At 67.0% G+C, this 16,106-nt stretch carries 11 protein-coding genes; 5 read left to right on the top strand and 6 right to left on the bottom strand.

Annotated elements, in window-relative coordinates; translation table 11 throughout:
• Nucleotides 1–24: 24 nt before the first annotated feature.
• A complete protein-coding gene (locus F8O06_RS01250; RefSeq protein WP_158037103.1) occupies nt 25–591 on the bottom strand; it encodes an HdeD family acid-resistance protein in 567 nt (188 codons plus the stop codon).
• A 468-nt stretch (nt 592–1,059) separates the two neighbouring features.
• Here F8O06_RS01250 and F8O06_RS01245 point away from each other — a divergent pair, with 468 nt between their 5' ends.
• Nucleotides 1,060–3,114, top strand: a complete 2,055-nt coding sequence (locus F8O06_RS01245) for a DEAD/DEAH box helicase (RefSeq protein ID WP_412973457.1) — start codon at nt 1,060–1,062, stop codon at nt 3,112–3,114.
• 88 nt (nt 3,115–3,202) lie between these two features.
• Nucleotides 3,203–5,422 (top strand): M3 family metallopeptidase, encoded by a 2,220-nt coding sequence (locus F8O06_RS01240; RefSeq protein ID WP_158037101.1) that lies wholly within the window; start codon nt 3,203–3,205, stop codon nt 5,420–5,422.
• Between the two features lie 51 nt (nt 5,423–5,473).
• Here the strand turns inward: F8O06_RS01240 and F8O06_RS01235 are convergent, their stop codons facing one another.
• Both F8O06_RS01235 and F8O06_RS01230 read right to left on the bottom strand, forming a co-directional pair.
• The gene (locus F8O06_RS01235) at nt 5,474–7,015 is read right to left on the bottom strand and encodes a DUF222 domain-containing protein (RefSeq protein ID WP_158037100.1); all 1,542 of its coding nucleotides are present in this window, start codon (nt 7,013–7,015) and stop codon (nt 5,474–5,476) included.
• Nucleotides 7,016–7,139: 124 nt separating this feature from the next.
• Nucleotides 7,140–9,200 carry an esterase-like activity of phytase family protein gene (locus tag F8O06_RS01230; RefSeq protein WP_158037099.1) on the bottom strand — a complete coding sequence of 687 codons (2,061 nt, stop codon included), beginning with the start codon at nt 9,198–9,200 and terminating at the stop codon, nt 7,140–7,142.
• A 23-nt stretch (nt 9,201–9,223) separates the two neighbouring features.
• On the opposite strand from F8O06_RS01230, the gene F8O06_RS01225 reads away from it, so the two are divergent.
• The 3 genes from F8O06_RS01225 (at nt 9,224) to F8O06_RS01215 (ending at nt 13,302) form a co-directional block, all read left to right on the top strand.
• The gene (locus F8O06_RS01225; protein ID WP_158037098.1) at nt 9,224–10,801 is read left to right on the top strand and encodes a glycoside hydrolase family 30 protein; all 1,578 of its coding nucleotides are present in this window, start codon (nt 9,224–9,226) and stop codon (nt 10,799–10,801) included.
• Nucleotides 10,801–12,210, top strand: coding sequence for an MFS transporter (locus F8O06_RS01220; protein WP_158037097.1), 1,410 nt, complete (start codon nt 10,801–10,803; stop codon nt 12,208–12,210). The genes F8O06_RS01225 and F8O06_RS01220 overlap by 1 nt, the downstream gene beginning before the upstream one ends.
• Before the next feature lie 96 nt (nt 12,211–12,306).
• Nucleotides 12,307–13,302, top strand: a complete 996-nt coding sequence (locus tag F8O06_RS01215; protein WP_158037096.1) for a DMT family transporter — start codon at nt 12,307–12,309, stop codon at nt 13,300–13,302.
• A gap of 30 nt (nt 13,303–13,332) precedes the next feature.
• Here F8O06_RS01215 and F8O06_RS01210 read toward each other — a convergent pair whose 3' ends face one another.
• From F8O06_RS01210 to rplJ, 3 genes are all read right to left on the bottom strand, one after another.
• The gene (locus F8O06_RS01210; protein ID WP_158037095.1) at nt 13,333–14,529 is read right to left on the bottom strand and encodes a cystathionine gamma-synthase; all 1,197 of its coding nucleotides are present in this window, start codon (nt 14,527–14,529) and stop codon (nt 13,333–13,335) included.
• A 247-nt stretch (nt 14,530–14,776) separates the two neighbouring features.
• Nucleotides 14,777–15,160 carry a 50S ribosomal protein L7/L12 gene (rplL, locus tag F8O06_RS01205; RefSeq protein ID WP_158030288.1) on the bottom strand — a complete coding sequence of 128 codons (384 nt, stop codon included), beginning with the start codon at nt 15,158–15,160 and terminating at the stop codon, nt 14,777–14,779.
• Nucleotides 15,161–15,230: 70 nt separating this feature from the next.
• A complete protein-coding gene (rplJ, locus tag F8O06_RS01200; protein ID WP_158030289.1) occupies nt 15,231–15,749 on the bottom strand; it encodes a 50S ribosomal protein L10 in 519 nt (172 codons plus the stop codon).
• Nucleotides 15,750–16,106: the final 357 nt, after the last annotated feature.

The following is a 16,106-nucleotide window of genomic DNA, read 5'->3' as shown; positions in this document are numbered from 1 at the left end:
GCGCTGTCAGGCGCAGGCATCCGCTCAGCGCAGCGACTTGCCGAACTGGAACGCGCGAATGATCTGCGCGACGCCGAGCACGATCGCCGAGACGCCCAGCAGCAGCCAGAGCACGGCGGCGCCCCACAGCGGAGAGAACAGCAGCGTGATGCCGGCGATGATGCTGAGCACGGCGAAGATGATGCTCCAGGCCTTCGAGTCGGAGTCTCCGACGAAGGCGAGGGCTACGATGCCCTCGACGAACCAGGCGATGCCGACGAGAATGCCCAGCACGATGCCGAAGGCTGCAGCGGCCGAGCCCAGGTTCGCGAACGCCACGATGCCGACGATGATCATGAACACGGCCAGCAGGATGTCGCCGACTCGGCCCCAGCCCGACTGCAGTTTGCCGAAGATCGAGATCGCGCCGTAGACGAGACCGCCGATGATCGTGTAGATCGCGACGATCGCCACGGCGAGTTCGGCGCTGCGCCCTGGCCAGAACGTGATGGCGATACCGGCGAGCAGTGTCAGCACACCGCTGATGCCGAGTGCGGTACGAATCGACCCGATGCCCTTCTTGACGAGATCTGAATCGATGCTGTTTGACATGAGGTTCCTCTCAACGTCGCACCAGTCTGCAGCTCGGGAGGTTCCCTGTGCACTCGCCGGCGCGTGATGTCCGACTTCCAGTCTAAGGTCAGTGAAGCCGCTGGCGAAGGCTTGTTTATCCACTGGTCAATACTTGGGAACTCATCACGCGCCGCTACCCTCCATGCCGCCACCCGGGACCATCCGCCCCGCCACCCGGGGCGCGTAAGGAGCAGAGGGAGCCCTCACTGTGACGAACATCAGTGGATGCTGATAGCATGTGTCGTGGCAGAGGACTACCCTGCGCTGTGGACGCGACACCCTGCCAGCGACTACGATCAATTGGTGACTTCTGATTCTGCCGCTGGTTCTTCGTCTTCTCCCACATCTTCTTCATCTTCTTCTGCACCATCTGCTGACGCGAGCGACGCGTCAGCTGCCATCGACACCGCTGCCGAGCACACGCCAGCAGCTGAGGAGCACACCCCTGTGAACACCCCTTCCGAACGCCCTGCTGAGTCCGAGTCTGCTGAGCCTGCCACCGAAACGGTCACCGAGACCAAAGCTGAGGCCAAGACCGACGAGACGACGGACAACGCGTTCGCCGATCTCGGGCTGCCCAAGCCGCTGCTCGACGCGCTCGACGCCATCGGCTACGAGACTCCCTCGCCGATCCAGTCAGCCACCATTCCGACTCTGCTCGCCGGACGCGACGTCGTCGGCCAGGCGCAGACCGGCACCGGCAAGACCGCGGCCTACGCACTTCCGATGCTGGCATCCGTCGACCCACAGGTGAACGCACCTCAGGCGCTGGTGCTCGCACCCACCCGCGAGCTGGCGCTCCAGGTCTGCGAGGCCGTCGAGCGGTTCGCGCAGAAGATGCCCGGCGTGCGCATCCTGCCGGTCTACGGCGGCCAGGCCTACGGCATGCAGCTCTCAGCACTGCGCAAGGGCGTGCACATCGTCGTCGGCACCCCGGGACGCATCATGGACCACATGAAGCGCGGCACCCTCGACCTGTCGCAGCTGCGCATGCTCGTGCTCGACGAAGCCGACGAGATGCTGCAGATGGGCTTCGTCGACGACGTCGAGACGATTCTCGCCAGCACCCCCGACACCCGACAGATCGCACTGTTCTCGGCGACCATGCCGCAGCAGATCCGTCGTCTCGCCAAGACGCACCTGCATGACCCGGCAGAGATCACGGTCAAGACCAAGACGCAGACCAACACCAATGTGTCGCAGCGTTTTCTCGTGGTCGCCGGCCGCCAGAAGCTCGACGTGCTCGCACGCGTGCTCGAGGTCGAGGGCAGCGACGGCGTGATCGTGTTCGTGCGCACCCGCGGCGACACCGAGACGGTCAGCGAGCGGCTGCGAGCACGCGGCTTCTCGGCCGCCGCGATCAACGGCGACGTGCCGCAGGCACAGCGTGAGCGCACCGTCGAGCAGCTCAAGAACGGCCAGATCGACGTGCTCGTCGCCACCGATGTCGCCGCTCGCGGGCTGGACGTCGAACGCATCACACACGTGATCAACTACGACATCCCGAGCGACCCGGAGTCGTACGTGCACCGCATCGGGCGCACCGGTCGTGCCGGGCGCACGGGGGCTGCGATCAGCTTCATCACCCCGCGCGAGCGCCGTCTGCAGGAGCAGATCGAGCGCACCACTCGTCAGAAGATGGACCGCATGTCGCTGCCGAGCGTCGACGAGGTCAACGAGTCGCGGCTGAGCCGCTTCGACGACGGCATCACCGAGGCGCTCGAACGCGAGTCTGAGATCAGCGAACTGCGCGATGTGATCGACCACTATGTGCGTCACAACGACGTGCCCGAGGCCGACGTCGCCGCGGCGCTGGCTCTGGTCGCCCAGGGCGATCGCCCGCTGCTGCTCGATCCCGAGCGCGATCACCTTGAGGCCGTGCCGCACCGCAACCGCGACGACCGTCAGGGCGGCTACAACAAGGGCGGCTACAACAAGGGCGGCTACAACAAGGGCGGCCGCGGAGGCTACCAGGGCGGGCACGACAACCGCGGTGGGTACCGTGGCGATCGCAGCGAGCGTGGCGACCGAAACGGTCGCGGTGATCGCAACGACCGCGGCGGACGCGGGGGCTGGCGCAACGATCGGAATGACCGGAACGACCGCAATGATCGCAATGACCGCGGCGGGTACAAAGGGAACCGGCGCGACGGCGACCGTTTCGACAACCGACGCGACGACCGACGTGACGGCGGCCGCGGCGGCTGGAACCGCGACGACCGCCATGACGGCGGCCGTCGGGACTGGAACCGTGACGACCGACGCGACAACCGCGATAACGGCGGCCGGCATGAGCATCGCGACAATCGCGGCGAGGGCGACTTCAGGCGCGACGGTCACAGCGGGCCCAAACGTCGTTGGACGGCTGACGACCGCGCCGCCCGCGACAGCCGGGACAACGGCCGCGGCGGCAAGGGCAAGAGCTACCGCCCGGCATACAAGAGCGACCGCCGCGACGGGCACAAGGGCGGCCCGAAGGGCGACGGCAACCAGACCTGGTAGCCCGGACTCAGTGATCATGCAGACCCGGTGACGGCTGCCGAACGCCGGGCAGGACCTCTCGACCTGCCCGGCGCGGTACGCTGGCCGCATGACTTCGCACGCATCGCATCCTTCGTCTGACCTGCTCTCACAGCGACTGCTGCACACCGGTCTTCCCTACGGACTGCCCGACTTCGCCACGATCGGCGAAGACGACTACGAGCCGGCGATTGCCGACGCGCTCGTGCAGCACGACCGCGAGATCGTGCACATCGCCGACAGCGACGAACCTGCGACGTTCGAGAACACGATCGTGGCGCTCGAGCGCAGCGGGTGGGCTCTCGATCGGGTGCTCTCGGTGTTCTTCAACCTGACGAGCACCGACGGCACCCCGGCACTGCTCGAGCTCGAAGAGCGCATCTCGGGCGTGCTCAGCGAGCACTACGACGCGATTTCACTGAACCCGCGTCTCTTCGAGCGGGTGCAGGCGGTCTACGACCAGCGCGACGAGCTGTCTCTGGATGCCGAATCGCGCTGGCTGATCGAGCGCACACATCTCGGGTTCGTGCGTGCGGGTGCGGGGCTGGAGCCTGAGGCGCAACAGCGCCTGCGCGAGATCAACACCGAGCTCTCGACGCTGAGCACGCGCTTCGGCGCGAGGCTGCTCGACGATTCCAATGCACTCGGCGTGGTGTTCGATGACCCGGCCGAGCTCGACGGCCTGAATGCGACGGAACTGGCCGCGGCATCCGCCGCCGCCGACGAGGCGGGCTACCACGGCAAGCACATGGTGACCCTCGTGCTGCCGAGCGGGCATCCATGGCTGTCGAAGCTCACGGTGCGTGCGACGCGCGAGCGCATTCTGCGGGCCTCTCTCGAACGCGGCGCACATGGCGGCCCCAACGACACCCGGACGATTGCGGTGCGCATCGCTCAGCTCAGGGCACATCGTGCCGAGCTGCTCGGCTATGCGAATCATGCCGAGTACGTGCTCGCCGACGAGACAGCGGGCAGCCTGGAGGCTGCCGACACCCTGCTGCAGCGGCTCGCTCCGGCAGCAATGGCGAACGCCCAGGACGAAGCACGTGAGCTGCAGAAGCTGATCGACGAAGAGAGTGAGAGCGGCGAGGCGAACGGTGCCGCCGAGACCGCGTCTGCCGAGCGAGGCGAGGGGTTCACGCTTCAGGCCTGGGACTGGCCGTACTACACCGAGCTGCGTCGAAAACGAGAGTTCGACATCGACGCCGAGACCCTGAGCGAGTACTTCGAGGTGGAGCGGGTACTGCGCGACGGCGTGTTCTACGCGGCCGAGCAGCTGTACGGCGTGCATCTCGAAGAGCGGCCCGACCTGCACGGCTATCACCCCGACGTTCGTGTGTTCGAGGTCTCGCGCACGCCCGTCGCTGAAGCCGGCGATGCTCCGCAGCGCGAGGCGGTCGGCCTCTTCCTGCTCGATCTCTATGCCCGACCGACCAAACGCGGCGGTGCGTGGATGAGCTCATTCGTCGACCAGTCACGACTGCTGGACGAGCGTGCGATCGTGGTGAACGTGCTGAATCTGGTGAAGCCGCCGACGGGCGAGCCGACGCTGCTGACGCTCGACGAGGTGCACACGCTCTTCCACGAGTTCGGACACGGGCTGCACGGCCTGCTGAGCGACGTGCGCTACCCGCAGTTCTCGGGCACCAACGTGCCGCGTGACTTCGTCGAGCTGCCGAGCCAGTTCAACGAGACGTGGGCACTGCATCCTGCGGTGCTGCCGCACTATGCGAAGCACGTGTGCACCGGCGAGGTGATTCCGCAGGAGCTGATCGACCGTCTGAAGGCGGCCAGCACGTTCAACCAGGGCTACGAGACCACAGAGTATCTGCAGGCTTCGGTCATCGACCTGGCATGGCACTCGCTGTCGACCGCTGAGGCGGATGCGCTGGTCGAGCCCGCTGCAGCGGGTGGTGACGGCGTCGACTCAACGTCAGAAGGCGAGATCGTGTCGCGTTTCGAGCAGCAGGCCCTGCTGCAGCGGGGGCTGGCCTCGAAGCTCGTACTGCCGCGCTACCGCACGAGCTTCTTTCAGCACATCTTCTCGGGCGGCTACTCGGCCGGGTACTACTCCTACATCTGGAGCGAGGTGCTCGACGCCGACACCGAACAGTGGTTCGCCGAACACGGCGGTCTGTCGCGTTCTGCCGGCGAACACTACCGTCGCGAGCTGCTCACACGTGGCGGCAGCCAGGACACCAAGAAGACCTACGTCGAGTTTCGGGGTGCGGATGCCGCAATCGAGCCGCTGCTGAAACGTCGCGGTCTCACTGCGAGCGTCGCAGACTGAGGTGTCGCTGATACTGGAGCGCATCTGGCTGCCGTTCAGGAGCCTCGCTTCTCAGCCGCGTTCAGCCCGGCTTCGGAGACACGCCCAGAACCCGCTCTCAAACGGCACCGGGTCACCGCCATCAGGCAGGTCGGGCGGGTCGAGATCGATCAGGCTCCCGACATCGACGGCATCAGGCGGCTCCTCAAAGCCCGGCCCATGGCGGATAGGGCCAGTGCACGGTGCGAAAGTCTGGTGGACTGCGCCGGTCGGGCTCGTCCACAGCAGGTCGGCATCGTCGTTGACGTGCATCACGCTCCAGCTGGAATGATGCTTCATCACATGATGTCGCCGGCACAGACACGCCAGGTTGCTCGCATCGGTCGGCCCGCCCCACTGCCAGTCGAGCGTGTGATCAATCTCGCAGTTCTGCGCCGGCACCGCGCACCCCGGGAATCGGCAGGTCTGGTCACGCTCGCGCACGAACCTTGCGAGCGCTGCCGGCGGCCGATAGACACTGCGCCCGACTTCGAGCACCTGCCCGGTGGCCGGGTCAGTGAGGATGCGGCCCAGACCATCTGCAGAAGCGGCGAATTCGAGTGCGGTCACCGGGTCGATCGCACCGTAGCCGCGCAGCTCTGCCGTCGCGCCCGAGCTGATGACGGGGTGGCCGGCGATCTCGTCGATCAGCAGATCGACCGGAACGACCACCTGCACCTGTGCGCGCACGCCTTCGCCCAGTCTCGGCAGGTCGTGGGCTCTGCCAGAGTCTCGACCCGAACTGTCGGAGTCTCGGTATGCACCGCTGGCATCTCGGCCCGGGGTGCCCAAAGCGACGGAACCGCCTTCGAGCGCCTTGGCTTCGCAGATGCCGTGCACCAGCAGGTCACGCACCACATCGGCGTGCAGCTGCGAGAATGTGCGCCGGTCGACAGTGGGCGCGGCCTGCGTCTGATCGCCCTGTGGCATCGTCTTGGCCGCCGCCTGCAGACCACGGGCGATCGCGCGAGTGCGCTGGTGGGCGGCCACTGCATCTACCGCAGGCAGACGCACGCTCAACCAGGCCATGCCGTCACGGTCGGGCTCGATCGTCACGAAGCGCTCTGCTCGGGCGGCACGATGACGCTCGGCCATGGTCTCAGGCTCGAACGTCTCGGCCAGGCGGCGAGCCAGATCGCGCAGTCGCGCCGGAGGCATCGGCCGATCGACCATGCGCTGCAACAGGGCCTGCTCTGTCTCACGGCGCCGGTCTTCGTCGAGGCCGCCGAGCTCGGCGTTGAACACCTCGGCGTGCTGACGCCCGAGCTCGCCTCGCTGCCAGGCTTCGAGGGTGGCGGGCAGCTGACGCTGCAGGCTCTCGGCCAGATTCATGAGCCGCGATACCGTGCGCTCAGACCAGCCCAGGCGCGTGCCGATGTCTGCGTAGACTCCGCGCAGGTAGACGCCAGGGTCGACCCGATGCTGCCGCGCCGCATCGACTGACGCAGCGTGCACGGCGACGAGCTCGGCGGCCTGCCTGCCTTCGGCGGCGAAAAGGTCGCGCTGCCCCGAGCACGCAGACTCAACCAGATCGGCAAGTGCCGCTGCGCTGGGAATCTGGCTTCTCGTGTGCATGGTCAGAGTCTGACAGCACCCACCGACATTGCGGCACCGGCCTGACCGAGCCCTGCCCTACACGCCACAGCCGCGCTCAGCCACAGCCGCGCTCAGCCACAGCCGCGCTCAGCCACAGCCGCGCTCAGCCAAAGTCACGCACCCCCAGATCGACGAACACCGTCGCGCAGGGCGCATGGCTGTCGCCTGCGTTGTCGGTCAGCGCGAAGAGCCGCCCGCGAGCATCGACCGTGACGCCCTCGAGCTTCTCCTGCACCTGTCCACCCGGTTCGCGCAGCCACGGCAGCAGATCGGCCACGAGCCGCTTCGGCACCGGCACGGTGATCGGCACCAGGCTGCCGGTGCTGTCGGTCGTCACCTGCCCCGGATGCTCCAGATCGACCGCATAGATGCGTTTCGTGCGCGCGCGGTCGCCTTCCTGTTTGTCGCGCTCGGCGAGCACGAGCGTGACACGACAGCCGGGATCGTCAGAAAACCCTCCCTCGCCGGTGACCGTGGCAACCGAGATCTCGGAGACGCCGACCCAGTCGTTCTTGCGATCCGACGCCGGGTCGAGGCCGTAGCCGTGCCAGCTCCATGCGGCGTCCGACGAACCTCTCTCATCGCTCACGCCACCGTCATCGCCCACGCCACCAGCGCCATCACCCGCGCCGCCTGTGCCGCCTGTGCCGCCTGTGCCGCCTGTGCCGCCTGTGCCGCCCAGCGCAGCATCCACACGAAGGCAGCCGATGCGGATCACGTCGGGGCCGTCGACGCCCGCCTCACGAGGCTTCGCCGCCGGGTCTTTCCAGAGCGGCCGCTGAATCACGACGAACAGCCACTCCTGACCGCGCGGGTCGGTGAACGCCGTGACGCCCTCGAACCCCCATTTGCCCAGGTGACGCGAGACCGCCTCGGGCAGACGCACCGTCGCACGGATGCGCCCCGCGGCATCGACTCTGTGCACGGCGTTGCCCGGCCCGGTCGCGCCTTCGTCGGCGAGCCAGAACCCGCCCTGCGGCCGTGCGAAGACGCCCTCGACGTCGAGATGCGCCGGCGACCCGTCAGCCTGCGTCACGGTCAGCGCCGCGACGGCCTCGACGGGAGTCTTGGTCGCGTCAAGCGTGAACACACGAGTGAGTCCGACCGAGTCGTCGTTCACCGCATAGAGCAGCCCGGGATGCGCCGGGTCAGCCGAGAGGCCGCTGAGCGCCGTGCACTCCCCCGCCCTGATCACGCCCTCCTCGACAAGCACATCGGAGACGACGGTCGTGACCCGGTGCGGCTCGGCAGCCGGCGGCTGAGAGACCTCCGACGCACCTTCCGCAGGCCGCCCGGATCGCCCAGACTGCGCGGATCGCCCAAGCTGCCCGAAATGCCCGGCTTGCCCAGACTGCCCATCTCCGATGCTCCCGGACACCGACCTGCCGTGCAGCGCGACGGCCACCGCATAGCGTCCATCCACCGGCTGCCGCCCGGCCAGAAACTCGCTGTGCGAGAAGAACCGCGCATCGCTCACCGTGTCGATGCCGCTCTCGACGATATGGCGCCGCTTCAACCCGGCATCGCGCAGCTGCTGCGGCACCACTTCGGCGAACGACCGATCACCCAGCGCGTGCAGCGGATAGCTCTGACCGTTCGGCGACGGCCCCAGCCACACGACCAGCTGAGCAGGGTCGCTGCGGAACCGCCGCTGCATCCACTCGACCGTGCGCTGCCCGCCCAGCTGCTCGACGCTGTGACGACCGAGATGCGTCAGCGCGACCACCTTATGCTCAGGGTCATATGCCACGACCGGCATACAATCGGCGACCGGCAGCAGCAGCGGTGTGCCCGGCAGTCCGGTGGCGAGCGCGTCGCAGGCGGTGGACGCGTCATCCGCGAACCGAGCGCTGATCGTCTCGTGGCGGGTCGCGTCTCGTTCGTCGCCCGCGCCGTCGGCTGCACCGTCGTCTGCCCCGTCGGCAGTCACCTCGTCGACCTCGCGGTACTCGCAGAAGTCGGATCGATCGTAGGAGATGCGCACGTAGGCCGCGCGCTCGGGGTCGAGACCGGCCTGACGCAGCAGCGCACGTCGATTTCGCCGCGCCTCAGCCCACGTCTGGGCGTCGTCGCCGTTCGCCCCGGGGGCTGCGGCTTTCATGGTGCCGTCACGCACCTCCGAGACGACCAACGTGAGATCGGGATGAAGATCGATGTTCAGCACTCTGCCAGACTACGCTGAGACTCATGCTCCCAGACCAGCCGCCCGAGCTGCTCGCGGCGCGAGTGTCCTCCGGCGACGGCACACGCCTGTATGCGGATGCCACCGCCGGCATCGCCGCCGACCTGCGCTGGCAGCGTGGCGCGTTCGTTCCCGACCACGCGATCGTCATCGACGCCGACTCGCCACGCCAGCGCATCCTCGGATTCGGCGCGGCGCTGACCGACGCTTCGGCCGAGGTGCTGCTGAGCATGCCCAGCAGCCATCGCAGCGCGCTGCTGCACGAACTCTTCGCCACGCGGGATCTCTCCAGGCGGGAGGCCACCGCGCTGGAGGGTGCCACGCAGGACATCCCGACGCTGGGGCTCACCACACTGCGACTCACCATCGGGTCGAGCGACTTCTCAAACAGCATCTACAACTACGAACCGCGCCCCGGCGCGTTCACTCTGCAGCACGACGAACGGCGGATCGTGCCGCTGCTCGACGAGATCCGCAGCATCCAGCCCGACCTGCGCCTGATCGCATCGCCCTGGTCGGCACCACCGTGGATGAAGACCCGACCCACCATGTTCGGTCGGTTGGGTCCGGGACTCGCCAGACGCACCGCACGCCCATGGCTCACCTGGCTCGGACGGCGTAGCCGACTTGATCGCCGCCACTTCGGCGACTATGCGAACTACCTCGTGCGCTACTGCGAGCGCATGGCCGAGCTGGGGCATCCCGTCGACCTGCTGACTCTGCAGAACGAGCCCGGCCTGGCACCGGGGTATCCCGGCATGGTGATGAGCGTGCACGATCAGATTCGGCTCATCGCCGACCACCTCGGGCCGGCGCTGGCCGCCTCGTCGGTGCACACCCGGCTGCTCGCCCACGACCACAACTGGGATGCCGCTTCCAAGGTGCTGCGACTGCTCGGCGACCCGGCGTCCGGCCGCTTTCTCGACGGCACGGCCTGGCACGGGTATAAGGGCGAACCCGACGCGCAGAGCGTCGTGCACCGTGCGTTCCCCAAGCGCAGCGCCCATCTGACCGAGATCACCTCGTTTCGCGATCCGAAGACGCTGCTCGCCCAGCCGATTGCGCACGACCTGCGCTGGCACATGCGGATGATCGCCCTCGGGGCGACGCGCAACTGGGCGGAGTCGATCACTTACTGGAACCTTGCGCTGGACGGCCACGGCGGCCCGTTCCTCGGGCCTGGCGCGGTTCCCGGCAGACGCCACGGCTCGCAGATGGAGGGTGTGGTCGACGTGATCGCCTCCCCGCAAACGAACCCGGCAGGCAGCCCGGCAGTCGGCACAGCAGGCAGCGGACAGACGACCGTTCGGCGCAACGTGGGCTACTACAGCCTCGCCCACCTCAGCGCCGTACGGCCCGGGGCCCGATGCCTCACCTCGACCGGACACGAGACCGGGTACACGCTCAACGCCGCTTTTCAGAACCCCGACGACTCGCTCGTCCTGATCATCGCCAGCGACGCCCGCGAGCGACGCACGACGACGATCGCCGTCTCGGGCTGGCACGCCGAACTCTCACTCGATCCGGGTGACACGGTCACCATGGTCATCTCTCGTTCACCTCGGGCCATTAGTCTGCAGTGATGTCGAACGATCTGCACCGCGCCGACGGCAACGCGGCCGCAACCGCAACCGCAACGATCCCGCCGACGCGAGGTCGCATCCTGCGCTGGGCGTCGTGGGATTGGGGCTCCGCAGCGTTCAACGCGGTGACCACGACCTTCGTGTACACCGTCTGGCTGACCAGCACCGCCTTCATCGGCGACCACGCGCTCGTCGAGCAGCGCAACGCCGACAGAGCCGCCGGTCTCACGTCGAGCCCCGCCATCGATCAGGTCGAGGCCATTCTGGCGCAGCACTCCTCCTGGCTCGGTCTGGGACTGTCTCTGGCCGGGCTGATCGTCGCCCTGCTCGCGCCGGTGCTCGGGCATCGCTCCGACGAGTCGGGCAATCGCCGCCGCAACCTCGGCATCATGACCTTCGGCACGGTGGTCTGCATGATCGCCATGTGGTTCGTGCAGCCCGACCCCGACTGGCTGTTCTTCGGCATCGCGCTGATCGCCGTCGGCAACATCTTCTTCGAGCTGGCCAGTGCCGAGTACAACGCGCTGCTGCCCGGCGTCTCGTCGCCCAAAGACGTGGGCCGGGTGTCTGGCATCGGCTGGGGCATGGGCTACATCGGCGGCATCGTGCTGCTCGCCATCGTGCTGGTCGGTTTCATCAACCCGGCGGTCGGCTGGTTCGGCGTCGGCGACGAGAACGGCACCCGCTACCGCGCCGTCGCGCTGCTTGCCGCGCTGTGGTTCGCCGTCTTCGCGCTGCCCACGCTGCTGCAGAGAGACGGGCTGCCCGAGCCGGCCCGCGCATCCGGCCCGCGCACCTCGTTCTTCGGCGTCTACCGCGAGCTCGGCCGCACCATCGCACGACTCTGGCGCAGCGCGCGCAGCACTCTCGTCTTTCTCATCGCAAGCGCCGTCTACCGCGACGGCCTCGCCGGGGTCTTCACCTTCGGCGGCGTACTCGCGGCCGGCACCTTCGGCTTCTCGAGCAGCGAGGTCATCGTCTTCGCGATCGCCGCGAATGTGGTCTCTGGCATCGCCACGATGCTGCTGGGAATGGTCGAAGACCGCGTCGGCCCCCGCGTGCTGATCACAGTCTCGCTGATCGGCATGATCGCCGCGGCGCTGCTCACACTGCTGACCTCGGGCGGCGGCAAGACCTTCTTCTGGATCTTCGGCATGCTGATGTGCGTGTTCGTGGGGCCGGTGCAGTCGGCGTCGCGCTCGTTCCTCACCTCGATCACCCCGGCTGGGCGCCACGGCGAGATCTTCGGGCTCTACGCCACCACCGGCCGCGCGGTGAGCTTTCTGGCACCGGCCGCGTTCAGTGTGACCGTCGCACTGCTCGGTGCGCAGATCTGGGGTATCTTGGGCATCGCGGCAGTGTTGCTGGTCGGGCTCGTGCTCTTCACCAGGGTGCACGTCGCACGCTGACCACGACCGTATGAACGTCCCCGCGGCCACGTGCCACCGGGCACGAGACTGCGAGCGTTCTTCACGGCGCCCCCGACGCAGTGAACAGGAGCTCCCATGGCATCCCTCGGTAAGCCATCATCCACGCCGCCCGCCGCACCATCGCGAGCACGGCTGGTTCTCGACGCCCTGATCACCGTTGCCGCAGGCCTGACCATGCCCGTGCAGTCCCGCATGAACGGCGCCCTGGCCAGCGAGATCAGCGACCCCGTCTTCGCGGCGTTCGTGAGCTTCGGGTCGGGATTCGTGCTGCTGACGGTGCTGCTGGTGCTGCCCGGCAACCGGCGTGCGCTCAGTGCGCTGTGGGCGGCGATCCGCAGTCGACGGATGCAGCCGTGGCTCATCGTGGCCGGCGCGCTGGGTGCGTGGCTGGTGATCGCGCAGAGCATCAGCGTGGGGGTGTTCGGCGTGGCGCTGTTCATGATCTCTCTGATCGCGGGGCAGACCGTGAGCGGGCTGCTCGTCGACCGACTCGGCTTTCTGTCCGACCGGAGGCAGCCCCTGACGCCACTGCGAGTCATCTCTGCCGCCGTCACCATCGTGGCGGTGGTGTGGTCGGTGTCGGGCAGCATTCCCGCCGGGCTCGCCGTCGGCACGATGCTGCTCACCGCGCTGCTGCCGCTGAGCGCCGGCATTCTCAGCGGGTTCCAGCAGGCCATGAACGGGCGCATCGCCACGATCGCCAGAGCACCTTTCAGCGCGACCTACATGAACTTCGTGGCCGGCAGCGTCGCCCTGCTCGTCGTCACGCTGATCGAACGCACCTCGCGCGGGCTGGCAATCGTGCCGCAGCTGCCAGGCGTGTGGTGGATGTATCTCGGCGGTGCCATGGGCATCGTCTTCATCTTCACCGGTGCGCATATGGTGCCACGCATCGGCGTGCTGAGCTTCACCATCGCCGCGATCGGCGGGCAGCTGCTCGGCTCGCTGCTGCTCGACTGGGTCTGGCCGACGTCGACGGCCGGTGTCTCGTTCGCAGCGATCGGCGGCGCCGTGCTCACGTTCGGCGCCATCGCACTGTCTGCGCTGCCTGATGTGCGGCGGCGACGGTAGAGACGGCAGTTGAGACCAGGCTCGAGCCGATCAGATCTGATCGAGCGCCTGGGAGAGATCAGCCTGCAGGTCGTCGACGCCCTCGATGCCGACCGAGAGGCGCACGACATTCAGCGGCACCGCGAGGGGCGTGCCCTTGACTGAGGCATGGGTCATCTCTGACGGGTAGTTGATCAGCGACTCGACACCGCCGAGACTCTCGCCGAGCACGAACAGCTTCGTGCTCTCGGCGAAGGTGCGGGCGGCCTGCTCGCCGCCGGCGACGGCCACCGAGACCATGCCGCCGAAGCCTCCGTGCATCTGTTTCGCCGCGACGTCGTGGCCGGGGTGGCTGGGTAGCCCCGGATAGAAAGCCTGCTCGATCTTGGGATGCGATGAGAGCCATTCGGCGAGCTGCTGCGCGTTCTCGGAGTGGCGCTGCACACGCAGGCCGAGCGTCTTGATGCCGCGCAGCGTGAGCCAGCAGTCGAAGGGCGACGAGATCGCACCCAGAGCGTACTGGCTGAACCAGAGCCGGTCTTCGTATTCGTCCGTGGCGAGAACCACCGCACCTCCGACCACGTCGGAGTGCCCGCCCAGGTACTTCGTCGTGGAGTGCACGACGAAGTCGGCGCCCAGGCTGATGGGCTGCTGCAGCACCGGCGATGCGAAGGTGTTGTCGACGACCACCAGAGCGCCCGACTGATGGGCGATCTCGGCGAGTGCGGCGACATCGCTGATCTGCATCATGGGGTTCGTGGGTGTCTCGATCCAGACCACGCGCGGCTGGGCCTCTTCGATCACGCCGCGGGCGAGGTCGACGTCAGAGAGATCGGTCTCGACTGAGTGCACACCCCATTCGCCCCAGATCTTCGAGATCAGACGATGCGTGCCTCCGTAGACGTCGTTGCCGCTGACCACGGTGTCGCCGGGTTTCAGCAGAGTGCGCAGCAGGGCGTCTTCGGCTGCCAGACCAGAGCTGAAGCTCAACGCCGCTGCTCCGTTCTCGAGCGAAGCGAGGCTCACCTGCAGGGCGTCGCGAGTCGGGTTGCTCATGCGGCCGTACTCATAGCCGTGGCGTCCGTGCCCGATGCCGTCCTGCACATAGGTCGACGTCTGGTAGATGGGCGGCACCACCGACCCAGTCTCTTTGTCGGGGTCGAGCCCCACGTGCACAGCGCGCGTCGCCATGTCGGCGTCTCGGAATCGTTCGCGATTGTCGAAGAATCCCTCAGCGTGCTGTGCCATCTGCGCTCCTGTGCTCGGAAGATCGTGCCCTGCCAGTCTAGGCCGGTCGAGGGGGATGTTACCGGTGACTGAACCGTTTGGGCGCAGTTGCGCCCAGAGACAGAGAAGACCGCCAGGGCTGTCACGAATGACAGTCCTGGCGGTCTTTCAGAGACTCGGCTCGGAACGGGGTCAGCCCCGGCTCGTCACCGATGCTCGCTGTGTGCAGGCGACCGAAGTCGGCCGCTCACTCAGTCGAGCGATCGACTCACTTCAGGGTGACCTTGCCGCCTGCAGCCTCGATGTCGGCCTTGGCCTTCTCGGCGGTCTCCTTGTTGGCAGCCTCGAGAACGGTCGCAGGAGCGCCGTCGACGAGAGCCTTGGCCTCGCCCAGGCCCAGGCTGGTCAGGGCGCGAACAGCCTTGATGACCTGGATCTTCTTGTCGCCAGCAGCCTCGAGAACGACGTCGAACTCAGTCTTCTCTTCGGCAGCCTCGGCGTCGCCGCCGGCAGCCGGGGCAGCAGCCACGGCGACGGGAGCGGCAGCGGTGACCTCGAAGGTCTCCTCGAATGCCTTGACGAAATCGTTGAGCTCGATGAGGGTGAGCTCCTTGAAGGCCGCGATGAGCTCTTCAGTTGACAGCTTTGCCATGATGGTTCCTTTATCTCAGATGTCTGATGTGTGGTTTGCGGATGAAACCGTAGTGAAGACCGAAGAGGTCTTACGCCTCGGCCTCTTCTTTCTTCTGACGCAGCGCGTCGACCGCGCGAGCGGCCTGCGACAGCGGTGCGTTGAACAGGTATGCGGCACCGAACAGCGAGGCCTTGAACGCGCCGGCCAGCTTTGCCAGCAGCACTTCGCGGGTCTCGAGATCGGCAAGCTTCTGCACGTCTTCGGGAGTCAGAGCGGCGCCATCGAAGTAGCCGTTCTTGAGCACCAGAAGAGGATTCTCTTTGCTGAAGTCACGCAGCGCCTTGGCCACAGGGACCACGTCGCCGTGCACGAACACCAGCGCGCTCGGGCCGGCGAGAGCATCGTCGAATGCGTCGATGCCCGCCTCCTTCGCGGCGATCTTCGCGAGCGTGTTCTTCACCACAGAGAACGTGGCATTCTCACGGATTGAATCGCGGATCTTCTTCAGATCTGCAACCGTGAGGCCGCGATACTCGGTCAGCAGCACTGCGCTTGAGCTACGGAATTCCTCCGTCAGCTCGGCGACTGCAGCTTCCTTGTTCGCCATTGCACTCCTCGTGATGTCATGCCGGCGGCCCGATGCCCACAAGAATGAAAAAAGCTCCGACGTAGATGTCGGAGCTCGATGCACGGCGCGTTCGACACGGTCGTGCATGTTGTTCGTTCACCTACGCAGGTCGTCACTCTCGTGACCTTCGCCTGTCACTAGACAGGAACCGGCGGTCTTTGGCCGTCGACTAGCCTACCGGTTGTCAGGAGTCGACACAAGCGGGTCTTCGACCGGCGTTTCCCCAGACGCTCGATCCTCGTATCGATGAGAGCACTCCGCCGCACGCACGTACCGACACAAGAGCGCATACCCCTACCCTTGTGAGCAAGGGAAGTTATCCACAGTCGTCTGATT

Origin of the sequence: Pseudoclavibacter sp. CFCC 14310, assembly GCF_008831165.1 — a bacterium.
In the GTDB taxonomy this organism is placed as follows: Bacteria; Actinomycetota; Actinomycetes; order Actinomycetales; family Microbacteriaceae; genus Pseudoclavibacter_A.
This window is presented reverse-complemented; position numbering and strand designations above follow the sequence as displayed.